General features: G+C 61.6%; 18 protein-coding genes. 1 reads left to right on the forward strand and 17 read right to left on the reverse strand.

Going from position 1 to position 16,437, the window contains the following annotated elements; all coding sequences use genetic code 11:
- Positions 1-7 precede the first annotated feature (7 nt).
- The 9 genes from NCS00_RS30490 to NCS00_RS33420 form a co-directional block, all read right to left on the reverse strand.
- A complete protein-coding gene (locus tag NCS00_RS30490; RefSeq protein WP_045463797.1) occupies positions 8-922 on the reverse strand; it encodes a hypothetical protein in 915 nt (304 codons plus the stop codon).
- A gap of 108 nt (positions 923-1,030) precedes the next feature.
- Positions 1,031-2,056, reverse strand: a complete 1,026-nt coding sequence (locus NCS00_RS30495) for an ATP-binding protein (RefSeq protein WP_250441944.1) — start codon at positions 2,054-2,056, stop codon at positions 1,031-1,033.
- 251 nt (positions 2,057-2,307) lie between these two features.
- Positions 2,308-3,825: a hypothetical protein gene (locus tag NCS00_RS30500; RefSeq protein ID WP_250441946.1), complete on the reverse strand. Its 1,518-nt coding sequence runs from the start codon at positions 3,823-3,825 to the stop codon at positions 2,308-2,310.
- 104 nt (positions 3,826-3,929) lie between these two features.
- Positions 3,930-4,376, reverse strand: a complete 447-nt coding sequence (locus tag NCS00_RS30505; RefSeq protein ID WP_250441947.1) for a hypothetical protein — start codon at positions 4,374-4,376, stop codon at positions 3,930-3,932.
- 233 nt (positions 4,377-4,609) lie between these two features.
- Positions 4,610-5,074, reverse strand: coding sequence for a hypothetical protein (locus tag NCS00_RS30510; protein ID WP_250441948.1), 465 nt, complete (start codon positions 5,072-5,074; stop codon positions 4,610-4,612).
- Positions 5,071-5,466, reverse strand: a complete 396-nt coding sequence (locus tag NCS00_RS30515) for a hypothetical protein (protein WP_250441949.1) — start codon at positions 5,464-5,466, stop codon at positions 5,071-5,073. The genes NCS00_RS30510 and NCS00_RS30515 overlap by 4 nt, the downstream gene beginning before the upstream one ends.
- 105 nt (positions 5,467-5,571) lie before the next feature.
- A complete protein-coding gene (locus tag NCS00_RS30520) occupies positions 5,572-5,856 on the reverse strand; it encodes a hypothetical protein (protein ID WP_250441951.1) in 285 nt (94 codons plus the stop codon).
- A 38-nt stretch (positions 5,857-5,894) separates the two neighbouring features.
- Positions 5,895-6,356, reverse strand: coding sequence for an outer membrane lipoprotein (locus NCS00_RS30525; protein ID WP_053572901.1), 462 nt, complete (start codon positions 6,354-6,356; stop codon positions 5,895-5,897).
- A gap of 99 nt (positions 6,357-6,455) precedes the next feature.
- On the reverse strand, positions 6,456-6,590 hold the full coding sequence (locus NCS00_RS33420; RefSeq protein ID WP_268811020.1) for a hypothetical protein: 135 nt from the start codon (positions 6,588-6,590) through the stop codon (positions 6,456-6,458).
- A gap of 1,313 nt (positions 6,591-7,903) precedes the next feature.
- Here NCS00_RS33420 and NCS00_RS30530 point away from each other — a divergent pair.
- On the forward strand, positions 7,904-9,883 hold the full coding sequence (locus NCS00_RS30530; RefSeq protein ID WP_250441952.1) for an adenine nucleotide alpha hydrolase family protein: 1,980 nt from the start codon (positions 7,904-7,906) through the stop codon (positions 9,881-9,883).
- A gap of 477 nt (positions 9,884-10,360) precedes the next feature.
- On the opposite strand, the gene NCS00_RS30535 is transcribed toward NCS00_RS30530, so the two are convergent.
- The 8 genes from NCS00_RS30535 to NCS00_RS30570 form a co-directional block, all read right to left on the reverse strand.
- Positions 10,361-11,194, reverse strand: a complete 834-nt coding sequence (locus NCS00_RS30535; RefSeq protein ID WP_250441954.1) for a PRTRC system ThiF family protein — start codon at positions 11,192-11,194, stop codon at positions 10,361-10,363.
- Positions 11,191-11,847: a PRTRC system protein A gene (locus NCS00_RS30540; RefSeq protein WP_250442081.1), complete on the reverse strand. Its 657-nt coding sequence runs from the start codon at positions 11,845-11,847 to the stop codon at positions 11,191-11,193. Before NCS00_RS30540 ends, NCS00_RS30535 begins: the two co-directional genes overlap by 4 nt.
- Positions 11,847-12,575, reverse strand: coding sequence for a PRTRC system protein B (locus NCS00_RS30545; RefSeq protein WP_250441955.1), 729 nt, complete (start codon positions 12,573-12,575; stop codon positions 11,847-11,849). The genes NCS00_RS30540 and NCS00_RS30545 overlap by 1 nt, the downstream gene beginning before the upstream one ends.
- 13 nt (positions 12,576-12,588) lie before the next feature.
- Positions 12,589-13,578, reverse strand: coding sequence for a PRTRC system protein F (locus NCS00_RS30550; protein WP_250441956.1), 990 nt, complete (start codon positions 13,576-13,578; stop codon positions 12,589-12,591).
- A gap of 41 nt (positions 13,579-13,619) precedes the next feature.
- Positions 13,620-13,835, reverse strand: coding sequence for a hypothetical protein (locus tag NCS00_RS30555; protein ID WP_250441957.1), 216 nt, complete (start codon positions 13,833-13,835; stop codon positions 13,620-13,622).
- Complete coding sequence (locus tag NCS00_RS30560) at positions 13,828-14,064, reverse strand: PRTRC system protein C (RefSeq protein ID WP_062255097.1); 237 nt, start codon at positions 14,062-14,064, stop codon at positions 13,828-13,830. The genes NCS00_RS30555 and NCS00_RS30560 overlap by 8 nt, the downstream gene beginning before the upstream one ends.
- Positions 14,065-14,073: 9 nt before the next feature.
- On the reverse strand, positions 14,074-14,562 hold the full coding sequence (locus tag NCS00_RS30565; protein ID WP_250441958.1) for a PRTRC system protein E: 489 nt from the start codon (positions 14,560-14,562) through the stop codon (positions 14,074-14,076).
- A gap of 88 nt (positions 14,563-14,650) precedes the next feature.
- Positions 14,651-16,327, reverse strand: a complete 1,677-nt coding sequence (locus NCS00_RS30570; protein ID WP_250441959.1) for a PRTRC system ParB family protein — start codon at positions 16,325-16,327, stop codon at positions 14,651-14,653.
- Positions 16,328-16,437: the final 110 nt, after the last annotated feature.

Here is a 16,437-nt window from a genome sequence, read left to right on the forward strand (position 1 = left end):
CGCCCCCTTACGCGACGAGGCGCAGTTGGCTAGCACCCGCCGATTCGACTTCCATCGGCTCCGGCTGCATGCCCATGAACGCGGCCATCAGCCCTTCGATCTCCTGTGCCTTGCTGGCCACCTGAGAACGAAGCACGCGCGAGTCCTTCAGTTCCGCTCCCGTGTGCACGGCCAGATGCGTCTTGGCCTGCTCGAGGATGTGCGTGAGCTGCGGGTCGTTCGCGAAGTTCAGCTTCGGCAGCAAGGCGCACAGTTCGCGCACGTTGTTGGCGACGTCCAGTCGGACGTTGCCCGTCGCGTACAGCCGATTGGCCATCTGCGACACGGCTTCGTACAGACGCCGCACCAGGTCCTCGTTCGCGGTCGCGATCGAGGCCAGAACGTGCTGGTCCAGTTCGCTCTTGAGCGTGTTGAGCACGTTCGCCGGAAGCTCGACGCCGAACTGGCTCGCGTCGGGAAACGGCAGAACGGCCATCTTCACGCCGAACTTCGTGGTGAGCTCAGCGAGGGTCGGATAGTCCGCCTCGTTGAACAGCCCATTCAGTTCTTCGCGAGCCGCCTCCTTCAGGTTCAGGTAGTCGGTCAAGAACACGGAGACCGCCAAGTCGAACTCGTCTTTCAACGAGCGCATCTTTTCGGCGAAATCCATGTAGACCATCGTCGGCAACAGCCGCACGCCCAACTGGTCGTACTTCAGGGTGTGGTCGTAGAAGTAAGAGCGGATGCGGCCGGCGAGCGTCACAACTTCTGCGAAGCTCGGCGCGTGCTCGGGCAACAGGCGTTTGTTGAATCTGCCGATGCCCTTTGCGTGGTGCTTGCTCTCGACTTCCTGCGTCACCTTGCCGTCGAAGCGGCGGGCGACCCAGGTCGAAATCGTGACGGAGCAGAGCATGACCTTCGATTGGATGGAAGTGATGTCCATGAGAAAACCTTGTAGAAATGGAATGGATGAAGCAAAGAAAAAGGCCCTGTGCGTCCGAAGACGTGACAGGGCCAACATGGGTAATGCAGAGAAAAGTGGAGTGCTTGGTTACTCGCCGCGGATGATCTTGCCGATCTCCCCTCCTTGCGCGCCAATGAAGGCATACGAGTTCTGGATCTGCGGGGTGCGCTGCACCGCATCGCGCACGAGCAGCGCCGCGAACTCGCGGTGCCCGTCACCGATCAGACGCTCGGTGTAGCGCACGACGCGATCGAAGTTGTTTTCGGTCGCGCGTGCCGCAAGCGCTGCCGCGATCGCGTACAACGCCGCCGGCATCGTCGGGATCATCGCCGTGTCGGGCGCGAGAAGAATCGCGTCCGGATTCGGCAGTTCGCGGAAGATCTGGAGGAAGCCAACAAGCTCGGTCGCGGCACCCTCTCCCACCGAACCGGCGTAGGAGATGTGCTCCAGATGCTTCGGCACGACATCCATCGTCTTTGCGACGAACCCCCAGCTACGCGGGCTCGGTGCGTTTTCGATATCGCGCGACGTCTTCTGCACGGACAGCAAGTCCGGGCGGAAGCGCAAGAACGCGATGAGCGCGGGCGGGATGTTTTCGCGCACGGCCCACTGCGTCCAGTCGTCGATGGTCGGTTCGAGTTCCACCACGGTGGCGAAACGCGAAATCACCGGATCGAGAATCCCGGAGACACCAGCGTTGTCCGTGCGGCGGTTCGTGGCCGCGAGGAACGTCACCTGCGGCGGCAGAACGTGTTCGCCGACGCGTCGCGCGAGCAGCAATTGCATCTTCGCGGCTTGCACGGCGGGCGAGGCCTGCCCGAGATCGTCCAGAAACCAGATGAGCGGGCGTCTGGCGGTCATCGCGCGTTCCAGATCCCCGAACGGCAGGAACTTGGCGGTCGTGCCGTCGGGCGAAGGAAACGGCAACCCTTTCGAGTCGGTCGGATCTTCGACAACCGGGTGACTGATGAGCAGTTCGTGATCAGTCGCATGTGCGGTCTGCTCGACGATGTCGCTCTTGCCGATGCCGGGGCGGCCAGTGATAAGCACCGGCAGACGCTTCGGCACGTACAGCGAGAGGAGTTCGGTGAGTTGAGCGGGCGTGACTTTCATGATGGCTTCGAAAGAGAAGCCCCATAAAGACTACGCCCGTAGGGACGTGGTCCCTTAGGGGCAAGATATGAAAAAGCCGGCTCGCAGCCGGCTTGGTCGATGCGTCAGTGACGCGGGTGATAGATGCAGTGTAGGCGTCGAGCGGTCAGGCAATCCGTGGAAAGGTCACTATTTCGCATCGTCTTAAGCTTTGGCGCTGGCGCAACCGACGAAAAAAAACCCGGCACGTAGCCGGGTTCGTCGAAGGTGAATTAGCTCGCGCGCTGTTCGAGCGCCGCGCGCGCGTAGGCGAGCGTACCGTCGTTTGCACGAAGCGATACCTGCAACTGCCGCACAGGATCTGCGAGCGCGTAGCGCACGCTCGTCCCATGCCGCAGGCTGACGATCTGCGAGAAGCCGTCGGCGATCGTGCGATCTACCCACTCCGCACCGGTCAGCACCGCGCCGTCTTCCGCACGAACGCGCGACATCTCAGCCGCTTCGCGAGCGCGTGCAACCTCGCGGGCGACGCGCCTTGCCTCACGTTGCGAGACCGACAGCGCTTCCCACTCTGCTTGCTGCGCGGCGTCCATCCCCGCCAGTTGGAAGATGCCCCGGCGCCGGGCCGCAGCTCGAACGCCGATGAGCTTGATGCCGAACACCTCGCGGACCGCTTGCTTGATCGCGCGGTTGGCGTCGTCTGGCCGGTCCAGGATGCTGAGGAGATAGGACATGTCGGCCGTCTGCACTGCCTTCGCAAACTCGTTGGCGAAAGTGTGCGTGTGCCTGCCGTGATCGAGAATGGCCAGTTGCGAGTCCAGTTGGAAGCGGCGGGCGCTGATGCTGCCCGACTTCCGCGCCTTCTCGAGTTCCGCTAGCCGGTTGTCACGCGCGCTGTCGGCGAGCGTGCGCCGCAGTACCTCCGCAAACTGGCAGGTCGGTACGCCGACATCGACGGGTTTCAGGTACGCCTCAGGCAAAGCATGCGCTTCGAGAATGCCCTTCGCGTAAAGCAGGTCGTCGACTTCTACCGTCGTTGGCGAGTTCGGCACGAGACCCATCAGCATCGCGAGCAGCGCCGCATTGTCAGAGGTGATGGCCTGCTTCGAATGGCGCATCACCGTTGCGAGCGGCACGAGTTTCGCAAGCGGAAGCGCCCCACGCAACTCGGGCACCGCGAGAAGCGGCTTGGCCCATTGCAAGTCGGAGTCGAACTTCGACAACGAAGCATAGTCATCGATCACCGCCTGCGGAACGGGCTTGCCCGCCGCGAGCGCATAGGCCACATGAACCTCGTGCCGACCGTTGCTCTGTCGATTGTCCAGCACTGGGCCGGCGTAGCGAAAGCCGAACCGACGCTCGGACTCGTCCTGCAGCAGCTCGAACAGGTCCAGCCCGCGACGTCCGCTCTTAGCCGCCTCTTCGTTGGCTTGCGCCATCTGATCTGAGGAGAACAAATACAGCGGCTCGCGCGCCAGATCAAAAGCCAGATAGAGCAGTTGCCAGTCTTCGCGCCGTATTTGCCACGCTTCGAGCGCGGTGAACGACGGTCTGAAGTAGGCCGCGTCGATTTCGTCGATCAGCGACAGGAAGAGGCTCGTCGCCGCCCCGGGCCAACGAACAGTCAGTGTGCCGTTGTAGCGAGTAACGGATACGGGGTGGCTGAAGAACGTGAGCGCGATCTCTGCCGCATCGACTGCTGCGACGCTCGCGTCGTCTCGCAGGAAACGGAGCACCTCGAGCATCGTGCGGAAGGAATGGGCGGAGCCCGAGAAGGAAAGCTGATACATGGTCGATTGCCTCGGAAAAATTGCGGGCAATCGCACCCTGTCGGGTCGATGCCCGGCAAGGGTTAAATGCGCCGTATGGGCGCTGGACGAAGTTGAAAAAGCTATTACGCCGCGTCGATTAGACGGGCGATGAGACGGGCGAGCGACCACGCGTGGTCAGTCGAAAACACCTTCGCGCGGAGCAACGGCATGATCGCGTAGGTGCGGTCGAGCGAGTCGCTAAGCTGCGGTCGGCTGACGAAGTCGACATGAATGAGCCAGCCCTCGCTGTTTCCGATGCACACGGAAACAGAGATTCGTTCGTATGACGACGGCTCGGGCCACGGTCTGCTGTGGCGCGCTCCGTACATGGCTTCGTTGGCGTCGTCCTGCAGGTTCGCGTGACAAAGCCACTCGGGTTCGAGCTCGGTTCCGCGCACGAAGCAGCACAGATCCTGGAAGACCTGATCGACTGTCTTGCCGTCGGTATCCAGCCGGGCGACCGACTTAACATCGACTACCCCATCGGCGGCAACACCTGCGGGCAGCACATCCGCATTCGCTTGAGACATAACCAACTCCTGAAAATGAAAAGCGCGCCCGAAGGCGCGCCAGAAAAGGAAAACAGTAAAAAAAAAACCGCACCTTGAAAGGTGCGGTTTCGTCTTTGGACTCAGCTTGCGCCGTGTCGAATCACTTGCCCCAATCGCGTTCGCGATCGGCTTTGCGTCCGTTGTTGGACGTCCACATGAAAAAAGCTGCAATGGACACGCCAAGCACTAAGGTAAAGATTGATGCACCCATTTCACTCTCCTTTCATTGCGTGATAACCCGCGTACCACAATACTACTCCAAGTGACGCAAGAATCGATGCGCCCACGACCGTCGACAGATCCCAGGACGACGCCGAGTGGACGTAGCCCACGGTGCCGCCGATGGACGCAGCCGAAAGCGTGTGAAGGTATCGCCCATTCTGCTGGCGTTGATCCTTCGACGGCGTGGCGATCGCATGGAGGATTTGGCGGATGCCCGGGGGCGGGTCCGTAGGAAGAGAAACCGCATATCCGCCGTTGACGACGGGCGTAACGGGCAAGACGTGGCCTCTGTATTCCAGGCTAAAGGCCGGAGAGCACTCGGACTCGTCCATCTTGCTCAACAGGCCGAGCAATCGGGGAGCCAAGTGAACCTGCCCTGTTGCAGGATCAAGCGTCGCTCGGTCCACGATGGTAGTGCCCGAGCTGTACTCGATCTTTACTTTCGCCAGTTTCATCGACGACCTCCGCACTTCAGGTCGATGCCGCCAGCCAAACGCAGGCCGTCCAGCATCGCTCGATAGCCCGCGGGCGTTTCGAGTTGCGTCAGGGCGACGTGGTTTTCGCCACCGCCCGTCAGATCGGAGCGGCCGCGCCGGGTTCTGAAGCTCAGCGCGACACCCGCACCTCGACGCTCGAGCACGTCGACAAACAACGTCTCGGTACGCAACGACACCCGTACGGCAGCGTTGCCGCGACGCGTATCGGTGACGATCTCGTGCGCATGCGTCGGAAGACGCAAGTCTTGGGCGACGCGTCGCAGAACGCGCGCCGCATGACGTTGCAGAGCCGCTTTCGCGCCGGCATTGGCACTACTGCGGTCCGCATAGAACACTCGGGGAAATTTCATGATTGCCTCATTGCAGACGAGGCAGGTCCCTTGCGGGGAGCCTGCCCCGCAAGGGTTGGCGCGGTTTTCACCGCGCATTCAGAAGATGCGTACTGCGATGCCCGGTTAGAGGAATCGCGCCTTGTATGCGTCGAGTGCGGGCTTCAAGCGTCTGAAGCTCGCGTCGCCGTAACCGTCGCTGATCCGCCCAACCTCGGCGAACATATGCGGCCGCGCGCCCAACGGGTTGAACGCCGGGTGAGACACAATCGCCGCGAATTCGTCAACGTCGCCTGCTTGCGCAGCGACTTCCACCGGAAGCATCCCGTAGAAGTTTTTGCCGTTGACATCGTTGGTCGAAGCGTCCCAGCCGCTGGTCTGGCCGTGGGTGATCAACTGATAGTGGTTCATTGATGGTTCATCCAGTCGGTTCGAGGCGTAGCCGCCAATTAGTGGGTGATCCGGTAGCCGGACCCATTTGAGACGAGAAACACCTGCTGACCAGCAGCGAACTGCTGATCGTCGACCTGCGTAACAACCACCGTCTGACCGTTTGCGCGACGAAGGAAAACCTCGACACCGCTGTGACGAGACATAGCGGCGCTTACGCGCTGGGCCACCAACCCGGAGACGGAGCCGGAAAGCGCGCCGGCGATATAGCGGCCGCTCCCGTTACCGATGACTTGCGAGCCCAAGAAGGCACCTGCTGCTGCGCTGACGATCGATGCAATGCCCGACGAGCCAGAATTACTCTCAATGGTGATCGGACGCACGCGCAGGATGGTTGCCTGCTCGAACTGGCCGATGCGTTGAACGTCGTAGCGCTGGTAGGTATCCGGCGAGCCGAAGTCCGCCGTGGCGCAGCCAGTCAGAACCGAAAGAAGCATCACGGAACAAAAAAACTTGATCATGGATCACCTCGATTGAATGTGAGGCAATCCATCCCCGAAGGGGCTGGTTTGCCCCAAAGGGAAGAGAAACGGGAAATACGCAGCGAAAAGCTACGTGAGTCAGTGGGTGACCGAGGCGATTGCCGTCGAGACGTACACAACGACAACGAGAAACGACAGCATTTTCCAGGCTTCGGCGTCCTGCTTGGCGTACCAGGCGAGGCTGCTGAGAGCGTGTTTGAGCATGGGAAACATGGGCAACTCCTGAGAAAGGTAGGAGCCGCCCTTGATGGGAGGCTCCCATCAAGGAAATATTTGGACCTGAAGAAACGGCGTCCAGCGAACTGCACTGGACGCGTCATTTACGAAGACCTACGAGGCGGTATGGCTGAGGTGATGCAGTCTGACACGACCGCTTTGCACCAAATGCCGCTCGGCTTGATGGTTGAGCGAATAGTCCCAATCCACCATTGCTGTGCCGTCGCTCCACACCGAATGAATGCGTCCGGTGTAAAGCTGCGGCGGGCTGGCCTCGACGTCTTGACCGACCACACGCTGATCGCCATGAAACCGTTCTTGCTGGAAACTTTGACGACAGGTGCGAGATTGCGAGACATAGACAACTCCAAAAAAAAATGGGAGCCGTCTCCCGGAGGGATAGGCTCCCAACGGGACGAAAAAAGGCGACCAACGAGGGTCGCCAGAAGATCGCCGTCATTGACGGCTGGAGAGAAGATGGTCCTCCAGCACGCTGGAGGGGTAGGTCGATGCGCAAAAGCGCGGGGAATGGAGCCAGTCTACGGAGTCGGCCGCGCAGTCGGCATTGGAAAGCTCAAGGATTTGCTATGCCTTTCGCTCAAACGTGACGGGACGACCGGGGCCGCTGACCACCGGACCTCGTATTAATGACGTAAGCCGGCGGCACGCAGCGAGGATGAAAAAAAAAGCGCCTTGCTCCATTTCTGAAGCGGCGCTTGAAAGTCCGTCGCAAATCCGAGGGCCGTCGACGAACCTGAGAGAGAGGCCATTCTAGCGATCGACATCAAAGCCCATGCGTTGAAAAGGTCGCTAAAAACGTCTTGATTCAAAATAAACAGCGCTTCCAACGACACGAAGCGAAGGCGGATGCGGACGTGCAGGAGCTCCCCGACGAAGCGCGAGGTACGAGTGCGGGCTCATGGCGCTGGTGGCTGCCCTCACTAGGGCGAAGAAAAGACCACCCAGAGACACGCCCTGGATGGTCTCAGTTTTTTCTTGTTTTGTTTTGTCTGGTCTCTCAGCACCCTTATTAGCGGGTAGGTGAAATATAGACTGACAAATTAAAACGGACTGTTTGATAAGTCACGTTTCTCCCTCGTGCGGACTTTTTCCTTGCGCATCAGAAAGTAGCAACTAAGCTATTACTGCGTGTCACTGTAGGCGCGCGCTGTTGTAGATCACATCCATTAGCCCGCTGTCGCTCGCCGCGACGCGGGCTTTCTTTCCGTCGCTCCTCTGAAAGCCCCGCGCAGCTTGACTTTGCGCTGTAGCTGCGAAGATGAATCATCTACTCCGATTCTTCTTCGACCATGCTCCAGACCATCGATTTGTCCTCGCTGCGCACTGCCCGCGCGTCCTTCCATCCCGCGCGTGCGCGCGATGTCGCGCTGACTCCGGAGGTGTCTGCGCTGCTCGCCAGCGATGCGGTCGTCGCTATTGGAGTGAGTGGCGGCAAGGACAGCGTTGCATGCGCGCTCGCCGTCGCTCGCCATCTCGATGCCATCGGCCACAATGGCCCGCGCATCCTCGTTCATTCCGACCTCGGCCGTGTTGAATGGAAGGACAGCGGTCCGGCGTGCGAGCGGCTTGCCGCCCATCTCGGCTGGGAACTGCTCACGTTGCAACGGCAAGCCGGTGACATGCTCGCCAGATGGGAGAAGCGCTGGTCGAATAACGTCGAGCGGTATCGCGATCTGTCCTGCGTGCGCCTGATCCTGCCGTGGAGCACACCGTCGATGCGTTTTTGCACGTCAGAATTGAAAGGATCACTAATTAATTCGGCCTTGAACAAGCGCTTTCCGACCCACAACATCGTCAGCATCACCGGCGTTCGACGTCAGGAAAGCAGCGCTCGCAGCAAGATGGCTGTCGCGGCCCCGCTCGCTCCCCTGTCGACCAAGGGGCGCACCGGTGTGACGTGGAATGCGATCATCGAATGGACCGTCGACGATGTCTTCACCGAGATCGCTGCGGCCGGACTGGCGCTGCACGAGGCATACACCGTCTACGGTGCGTCGCGCGTGTCGTGCGCCTACTGCATCATGAGTTCGCTCGACGACCTGCGCGCCGCGGCAAGCTGCACCGACAACCACGATGTCTACCGGGAAATGGTGCGACTGGAAGCTCAATCGACGTTCGCCTTCCAAGGGCAACGGTGGTTGGCCGACGTCGCGCCGCACCTACTGTCGCCTGAACTGGCGGCCGACGTCGCGCGTGCGAAGGCAGCGGCCATCGAGCGCCAAGCCATCGAGGCCGAGATTCCCGCGCACCTGCTTTTCTCGTCCGGGTGGCCGACCGCGCGCCCGACGCCCGACGAAGCGGAATTGCTCGCGAGCGTGCGCCGCCGCGTCGCCCGGACAGTCGGCATCGAGGTTGGTACACCAGCGCGGCCGACGTTATGCGCCGGTACGACGAACTGCTGGCACAGCGGCAAGGCGCGCCTTCGTCTGCCGACGCAAATGCCACCGAAGCCGCAGCCGCGTCAGTCCCGGCGCAAGCGAGCTTCGCCTTCTAGCGGGCGAAAAAAAAGCCACGCCCCGGAAACCGGGAGCGTGGCGTTGATCAAAACAGCACTAGGCGAGACAGAGCGAGAGCTGAACGTCCGCCGCAAAAAACGCGGGATCTGGCGCGGCGCCTTCACGCGCCACGGGGACTTCCCACTGGAGTTGCGCATCGCTGAAGGAATCGAGGCCGTACAGCAGCCGGTCCGTGTCTTCGCGATTGAGCAAGTCGCCGAACGCAAAGCTGAAGACAGCCGGCGCACATGCGTCCTGAGCCACAACGCCGAGCGTTCTCGCAAGCTCGTCCGCGCGGCGAACCTTCCACTCCTCGGTGCCTTCGGGCGAGCGCGTCACGGTGATGCGCGTGGCCGACGGCACCTGCGGGGCGTTGCTCACCGCGTCGCGGAACGCTGGAATCGCCTTCTTGGCGAATCCCGGCGTTTCCATTTCCACCGGATACGCGACTTCAGTGATGAAGGTGCCGACCGCGCTGTATTGCCAGCCAGCGTGACGCCACGGCGCGGCGCCCATCCCAACCAACACATTGTGCTGGTCAATCGAGTGACACCGCACCTCGGGCATCCGCTCCATCGCCGTCTTCGTTGTGGACGGCACCGGCACCTCTATTTGCGCGGTCCCACAGTCGTACGCCTTCAGCACCCGCCAAACGCTGAGCGGTCCGCTGTTCCCATAGATCGAGAGCAGCAAGTCGATGTCCGCGTGCAGCGAAACGCTCAAGCTGCCGCCGACCAACTCATCGATGCGAGACTCGAAGCCCGCCCGGATTAGCGACAGCCGGACATCGTCCAACTGCGACTCAGGCACCGCCGAGTAACACGAGGAGCCGACCGATAAATCGATCGCCCGATCCCGAAGCAGCGTGGGCTTGGCGAGTTCACTTCTCCAGCTGGCGATGTAATTTTCAGGCCGGATCGACCCGTTACGGCTTCGGAGCATCCCGCCTTCGCAACTGGTCGCATGAGAGAAAATGCGGCGCATGACCTGCGCATAATTGCCCAGTGCCACTGCCGACCAGTGGTCGGTATGCGGATAGACGTTCGACTCATAGCCACGCTCGAACAGCGCGTAGATCCACTCGCCGTCGGCCTTCTGCATTGCGCCTGCGCGCTTGCCCGTCAAAATCGAAGAACCCATGTTTTGCTCCATTGATACGCGGAGCAGCCCCAACGGGCTGCGTACCCGCTGGGACGTGAAATAGGAATGCCGACCCCTTGCGGAGGTCGGCAGTGATGAAACAGCGACTACCTAGGCAGCGAGCTTCGCCTTTCGGCTCTTCCTCGCTTTCTTCACAGGCGGCTTCGGGACTTCGTACCCAAAACGCGCCCACGCAGCCGGATCCAACGGAATCGGATTCGTGCGCCCCGTTGCGAGGTTCACAAACACGCCCGAGAACGGCACAGCGCCGGTTCGAAACATGGTCCAGAGCATGTTGAACGCGTGGACCGAGATGGCCTGATTGATGACCAGCGACTGCTTGCGCAGCGCCTCGGCCATCGAACAGGACGGGGTCTCCTCTTTTGCATCGAGCTTCGCGTCGATCAGTTCCGGGAACAACTCCCCCACATGCGGCAGCCGTTCCGGATGTTTCAGCGCGTAGCTCTTGCCACAGACTTGACCGATGACAACTTGGCCGCGATCCGTGTCGTTGCCGCAGTCGAGGTAATACGCCCCTGTGTGCTGGGCGGCGCCAACAATCGCGGCCCGCGCGGCCCGCGTGTCGACGCAGCCGATCACGAGATCGACGTTGTAGAGCGGCTCGCCCGGCCCGAAGCGCCGCGTTTCCGCCCGCCAGTTCGTGCCCATCAGTGCGTTTAGCCGATTGACGATAAGCGAGGCTTTGTACTCGCCCACATCGTTCGGATAGAAGCCCTGCCGGCCGACGTTGGTCGGGCTGACGGTGTCGTCATCAAAGACAGTGCAGTCGATGCCGCCCGGATGGCCCAGTTCCAGCATCGCGTGGTGCAGCCGCGCCAAGCTCGGGAGCACCGCACTTCCGGTGCCGCCCGCGCCTACTACGACCACATTCCAGCTTCGCTCGAGCATCCGCGAAGGAAGTTGATGTCGGATGGACCCGTTCATGCAACCTCCTCAGCGCGAGCCGCCGCGTACCAACTGCTCGGCACGCGCTCGACGTTCTCAAAGATGCCTTTGGCGCACAGCCGCAGCGCCATGCTCGGCACTGGCGACGCGCAGTTGCCGACGACGAAGGCGAACTTCGTCTCATGCCGGTCATCTTCGTTGTCTGTCGGCGAGAAGTACGCGGGATGCGCGCCATGCGAATGGCAGTCGATCACCCGCAGTTCGCTTGGCAGAAGATTCGGCCGCTCGTACTTCAGCGACCCGGTCCCCTGCGACAGCACCTTCACAGGCGCGAGGCGAAATTGCTTCGTCTCGACGTTCCAGACGATCCACGCACCGGCTTCCAGCGGATGCGCGGCGCGCGCCATCGCGACGAACTCGCCGATCAACTCGGGCGGCACCGCACCACAGCGCAACTCGGTCGACTCGGCCACTTTCCCGTAGGGGATCGCGGTCGGGACCGTGTAGTGCGCAATGCGGCGGACAACCGAGAGCCACGGCAGATCGATTTCGAGAAAGACACCGTTCTCGCCGATCAGCAGCCGCTCACCCGCCGCCTGCATTGGCCCGACCGGCTCACGCCGGGGCACCATGACAGTCGGAAATGAGCGTTGAAGCGCGGCATCTGCAGGATTCAAAGCACCAGCATTCATCATCGAACTCCTTGTTTGCCGGCGATCAGCTCAGCGAGGGTAAGGTCCATAGGGACGAGCGCGTCTTTCGGGAATTGCTCGCCGTAGTTGCCGTCGAGCATTTCCTTCCAGAAAGCGAATTCGCCGTTTGGATGCGAGACACGTTTGTTGCCGTGGTTGGGGTGTGTGAAGGCCGATTCAAAGAATCCGTCCTCCCATCCGCCGATCGACTCGATATCGATGCGCTTAGGAACGTGCGCCGAGCCGATGCAGATACGCCCCCAGTCCCAGGTGTTAAAGTAAGGCGGTTCATGCAGCTTCGATTCAGGCGTTGGCCGGCTGTCATCCCGCAGCGCGAACACGGAAAACCCGCTCGAAGCTGCACGGAACACCAACCCTGGATGCGGGACGACCGCACTGCGCCGCCCGATCTCCTGACAATCGAAGAAAACTCTTCGCATCGCCGGTCTGCACCACCACATCACCGCCTCTTGCGACACTGCGAGCACCGTCTCAGGCAGAAATTCCGCCTTCGGTGCCGCGTTCTGAGCCAGCTCACGCAGGCAATCAACAAGCGCCATGCGGTCGATCGGCCTTCCGGCACCTATCGTCGCGCGGCCGCTTTTGCCCTGCATCACCGGATGAACGGTGCCGTAGACGGCGCTGCGGTCCTGACGGCCGTAAAGCAAGATGGCGCTGATCGCCGCGAGTTCGTCGACGCGGTCGGAGCCAATATCAAGCCCTTTCATACAAAACTCCTCGTTATGCCGCGAGACACGCGATGACGCGGTCGAGTTGGCCAAGAATGGATAAGCCCTGCGACCAGTCCGCGTACTGCTTACGGATGGCGTCAGGGGTAGAGGCAAGCGGCGTAAAGCCGAGGTAGGTCGTGCCGTCGCCGGCGCTGGCGAGGTACTCGTAGTGCGAATCGAGTACTTCACCCACACGCCCGTCGTTTTGCACGGTGAGCGTGGCGGCTGCATATGCGCAATGGGGCCGATACTCGCAACCGAAGAGGTCGCGATTGCCCACCCGCTGCAGCATCAGCGAGAGCTTTTCGAGCTCCGCGCAGATGCGACGCGTGCGCCCGGAGGTAAAGCGCTGAAGCCGCCTAAGGGCCGCGACGCCAAGCGCCCGTTGAGGCAGATAGCGTCGGCTCTTTGCGTTCCAGCGGTAGACGTCCATGTCGTCGGGACAAAGCTGCGGACGTACAACGGAAGGGAGGTAATGCTCGATCTCCGCTTCGTCGTCGCCGAACCGGTCCGTCAGCATCTCGCGCGCTTCCTCATCGGTTGCGTTCGAGTCGCCATCCCAAAACCAGGAAGCGAATTCCCCGAGGAACTCGTCCGGTGTCCGAACCCACATCGTGCGTCCGGCTGCACGGTTGATCAGCACCATGACCGTCGACACCAACCGCGGATGAAGATTGCGAAGCTCGGCGGCACGTCTGCCGATCTCGAAGATGCTCTCCTCCGTTATCTCGATGCCGAGATAAACGGGCGAGGTCGGATTGAACTCGCTGCTGTCCTCCTGATACTGGACAACGTCTTGCACCGCCTGCACGTCGCACACCACGAAGTCAAAGCCGAGGCAGTCCAGACGCGGCGTATGACGCTTTGCCCACGCAAAAAAGCCGTGGGCAAGCGCGTCACCCGCGCCTTTGAACTCCGGAACGTCGCGTGGCCTCAGCACGCCCGAGTTGAACTGGGCGGCGATGAGACTGGCGACATCCTTTTCGGCGTTCCAGCGCATCACTGCGCGCGTTTTGACGTCCGAGCCGATGGCCGGGAGGCTTAAAAAATCATTGAGAGTTCGACGTCTGGCAGAGGGAGCGCGTCGCGGTTGCCAAGGCTCTCCCGAGACAGCGACTTCTGCACCAGACGGGCGAGGATCGAAGAGCATTGCTCGATCTCCTTGTCATGAAAAAAAACCGCCCTTCCGGGCGGTTGCTGATGGGAAAGGGCCAGGTCCGGGTCGGACAAGGCTTTAAGGAGGTCGCGCTTACGCATGGACGCTGCAGGGCAAGACTGCACCCTTGGCACCGGCCGCCCGCACGAACGTGAAGCGCATCACATCGCCTTCCGTCGTCGGCCCGTCGATCGCCGCCGTCGTCAGCTCCGGATACTGCGCGGAGTAGAGATCGCGGACATCGTCGGGCGAGAAGGTCGGCCCCGGATCGGGGAACGTCACGCCGTTGTAGACGAACTCGCGCGTGAGCTTCGCAACTTGGATAGCCATGTCTGCTCCTTAGTCGAAAAGCGATGCGAGGTTGGTCCCGGTGTTAGCCGGTTCCGCCGATGCTTCCGCTGCGGTTGATGCCGACGACGCAGTCGGGGCGGTGCTCTGCCCTTGAGCGTCGTCACTCGCGTCGTCATCATCGTTGTCTGCATCGGTGGTCGATCTGCCGGGCGCCGGCAAAGCAGGCTTGCTTCCGCCCTTAGCCAGCGTCTTGGTCGCTTTGGAGACTTGCGTCGTCTTGGCGGCCTCGAGGATGGCGGTGGTCGCAGCAACCTGCTCGGCGAGCGACGCGTGCGCGCCCGTATAGGCCGCGAGCGCGTCGACGAAGCCGGCGTCGAGTTCGGCCGCCATCGCGGTGAGTGCGAGCGGCTGAAGCATGGCGGCGTCTTTTGCCGTGCCTTGCGGCATGACACAGACAACCATCTCGTCGCCCTTCATCTGCAAGGACAACGTGAGCTTCGTGCAGTGACGCAGAAGCGGTTCAATAGCTGCAAACATGGAAAACTCCTGAGAAAGAAAAAAAGACCGCGCGGAGGCGGTCTTTAAAGGGATGGAAACTACGATCGATGCACGGGCGAGCCGCGCGTTAGAACTTGAGAACCTTCGGGATCTTGCCCGCGTAGTCGAAGCCTTCGACCGCCAGAAGCGCGTCGATGACCTCGGACTTGGACTTGCCGAAGACCTTCTTGAAGTTGTCGCCGAGCGCGGCACGAATGCCGAGTTCGTCAGCGACCACCATCATTTCCGACTTCGTGATCAGTTCCAGAAATTCCTTGCAGAGTTTCCAGTGCTTCGCGAGATCGAGGTGATGGTGCTTACAGAGACGCGTGAGGTGCTGGACGTCGAGGCCTTGAATCGCGGCAACCGTCACGCCAGTCACGGCATGAGCGATTTGCGCGTCGTCGGCAGCGGTGGAAGCCGCAGCCGCTTTCGAGACGTCGCCAGCCGGGATCTGCTCTTGCGTGAGCTTTTCCCAGATGCCGGACAGCGTCTTCTGATCGACGCAGCGCATCTGGTCGGACAGTGCGATTGCAACGAGATATCGCTGAGCGAGCGCGGGATCGGCTCCCACCTCGCGGCGCAGGGCTTTTCGCCACAACGCCACGCGATACGATTTGATCCGGTCCGACTCAGCCACCACCGTCGCCGGCGGATTGCTTGTCGTCGATGCCGCGGACGAACCGGCCGAGCCCTTCGCTGCGGCGGGCGACGCTTTCGCGCCCGCCTTGGCTGCTTCGGGCTTCGGCTGCGTCGCGGCCTTGACCGCTTGCAGTTGCGCCGCCACCTTCTTCATGTTGCAGACGGTGTCAAAGCACTGGCCGCGATAGACCTTGCCGATCGAGTCAGGCAGGCCGCTCACCGCCGCGCCGTAGTTCTGGCACGCGTGACACGCCTTCGCCTGCTCTTCGCCGACGCCTTTCGGGCCGTCGACAGCGAGTTGCACGCGCGTGTGGTTGTCGCCAGCACGGACGATGCGCACGACCGGATATTCGTCGCGCAGACCGGTGGCCGTCGCGTCGAGCATCTTTTCGGTCTTCTCGTTGTAGCAGGTGCGGTTCGTACAGTTTCCCGTACCGATGGATTCGCCGAACATCTCACCCTGCGTGGACGAGTTGTGCGGGCATCCGGCGCAGTCGGCCTTGTCGAAGATCGCGGCTGCCAACGAACAGGCGACCTGTTCGATGGTTTTCTTGACCTCCGCCACCGCCTTACCCTCCTTGATGATCACCGGCAGCAGCTTGTCCTGCGTCTCCTTGGGGAGCGCAGCCAGCAGCTCGGCGTGACCGAGGAGGATTTGGCGGGTGCTGAGCGCATCGAGCACGGGCGTGCTGCAGTTCATCAGCGCGAGGCGTTTATCCAACGTCGCGCGCGACCAACCGAAGATGCGCGCGACTTCGTCGCGATCGCCCTTGCACAGCCCGACTTGCTCCGCTGCGGCAATGGCTTCTTCGGCGGGCGACATGTCGGCTCGCTGGATGTTCTCGATGATGGCGAGCTGCTTCGCTTCGACTTCATCGATGTCGCGAACGACGACGGGGATCTCATAAACCTCGCCGTGCGCCGCGAGCGCCGCCTTGTATCTGCGGCCGCCAGCGACGAGGCTGAAGCCACCGTCGGCGAGCGTGCGCACGATGACGGGCTGAATGACGCCTTTTTCGCGAACGGAAGCGGTCAACTCTTCCATCTCCGCCGCATCGAAGTACTTGCGGGGATTGACGCTGACCTGAATTTGCTTGAGGGCGAGAGTAGGTTGCTGTTGCATGGCAGGGCTCCTAAGAGGGAACCTGCTCCCTTTGGGAGTGGTTCCCAAAGGGTTGAACAACGTGGGCTGACGGGAGTCGGCGCGGGGTCGATGCGTCTATGACGCGGTTG

It is taken from the genome of Caballeronia sp. AZ1_KS37 (assembly GCF_023631165.1).
Classification (GTDB): Bacteria; Pseudomonadota; Gammaproteobacteria; order Burkholderiales; family Burkholderiaceae; genus Caballeronia; species Caballeronia zhejiangensis.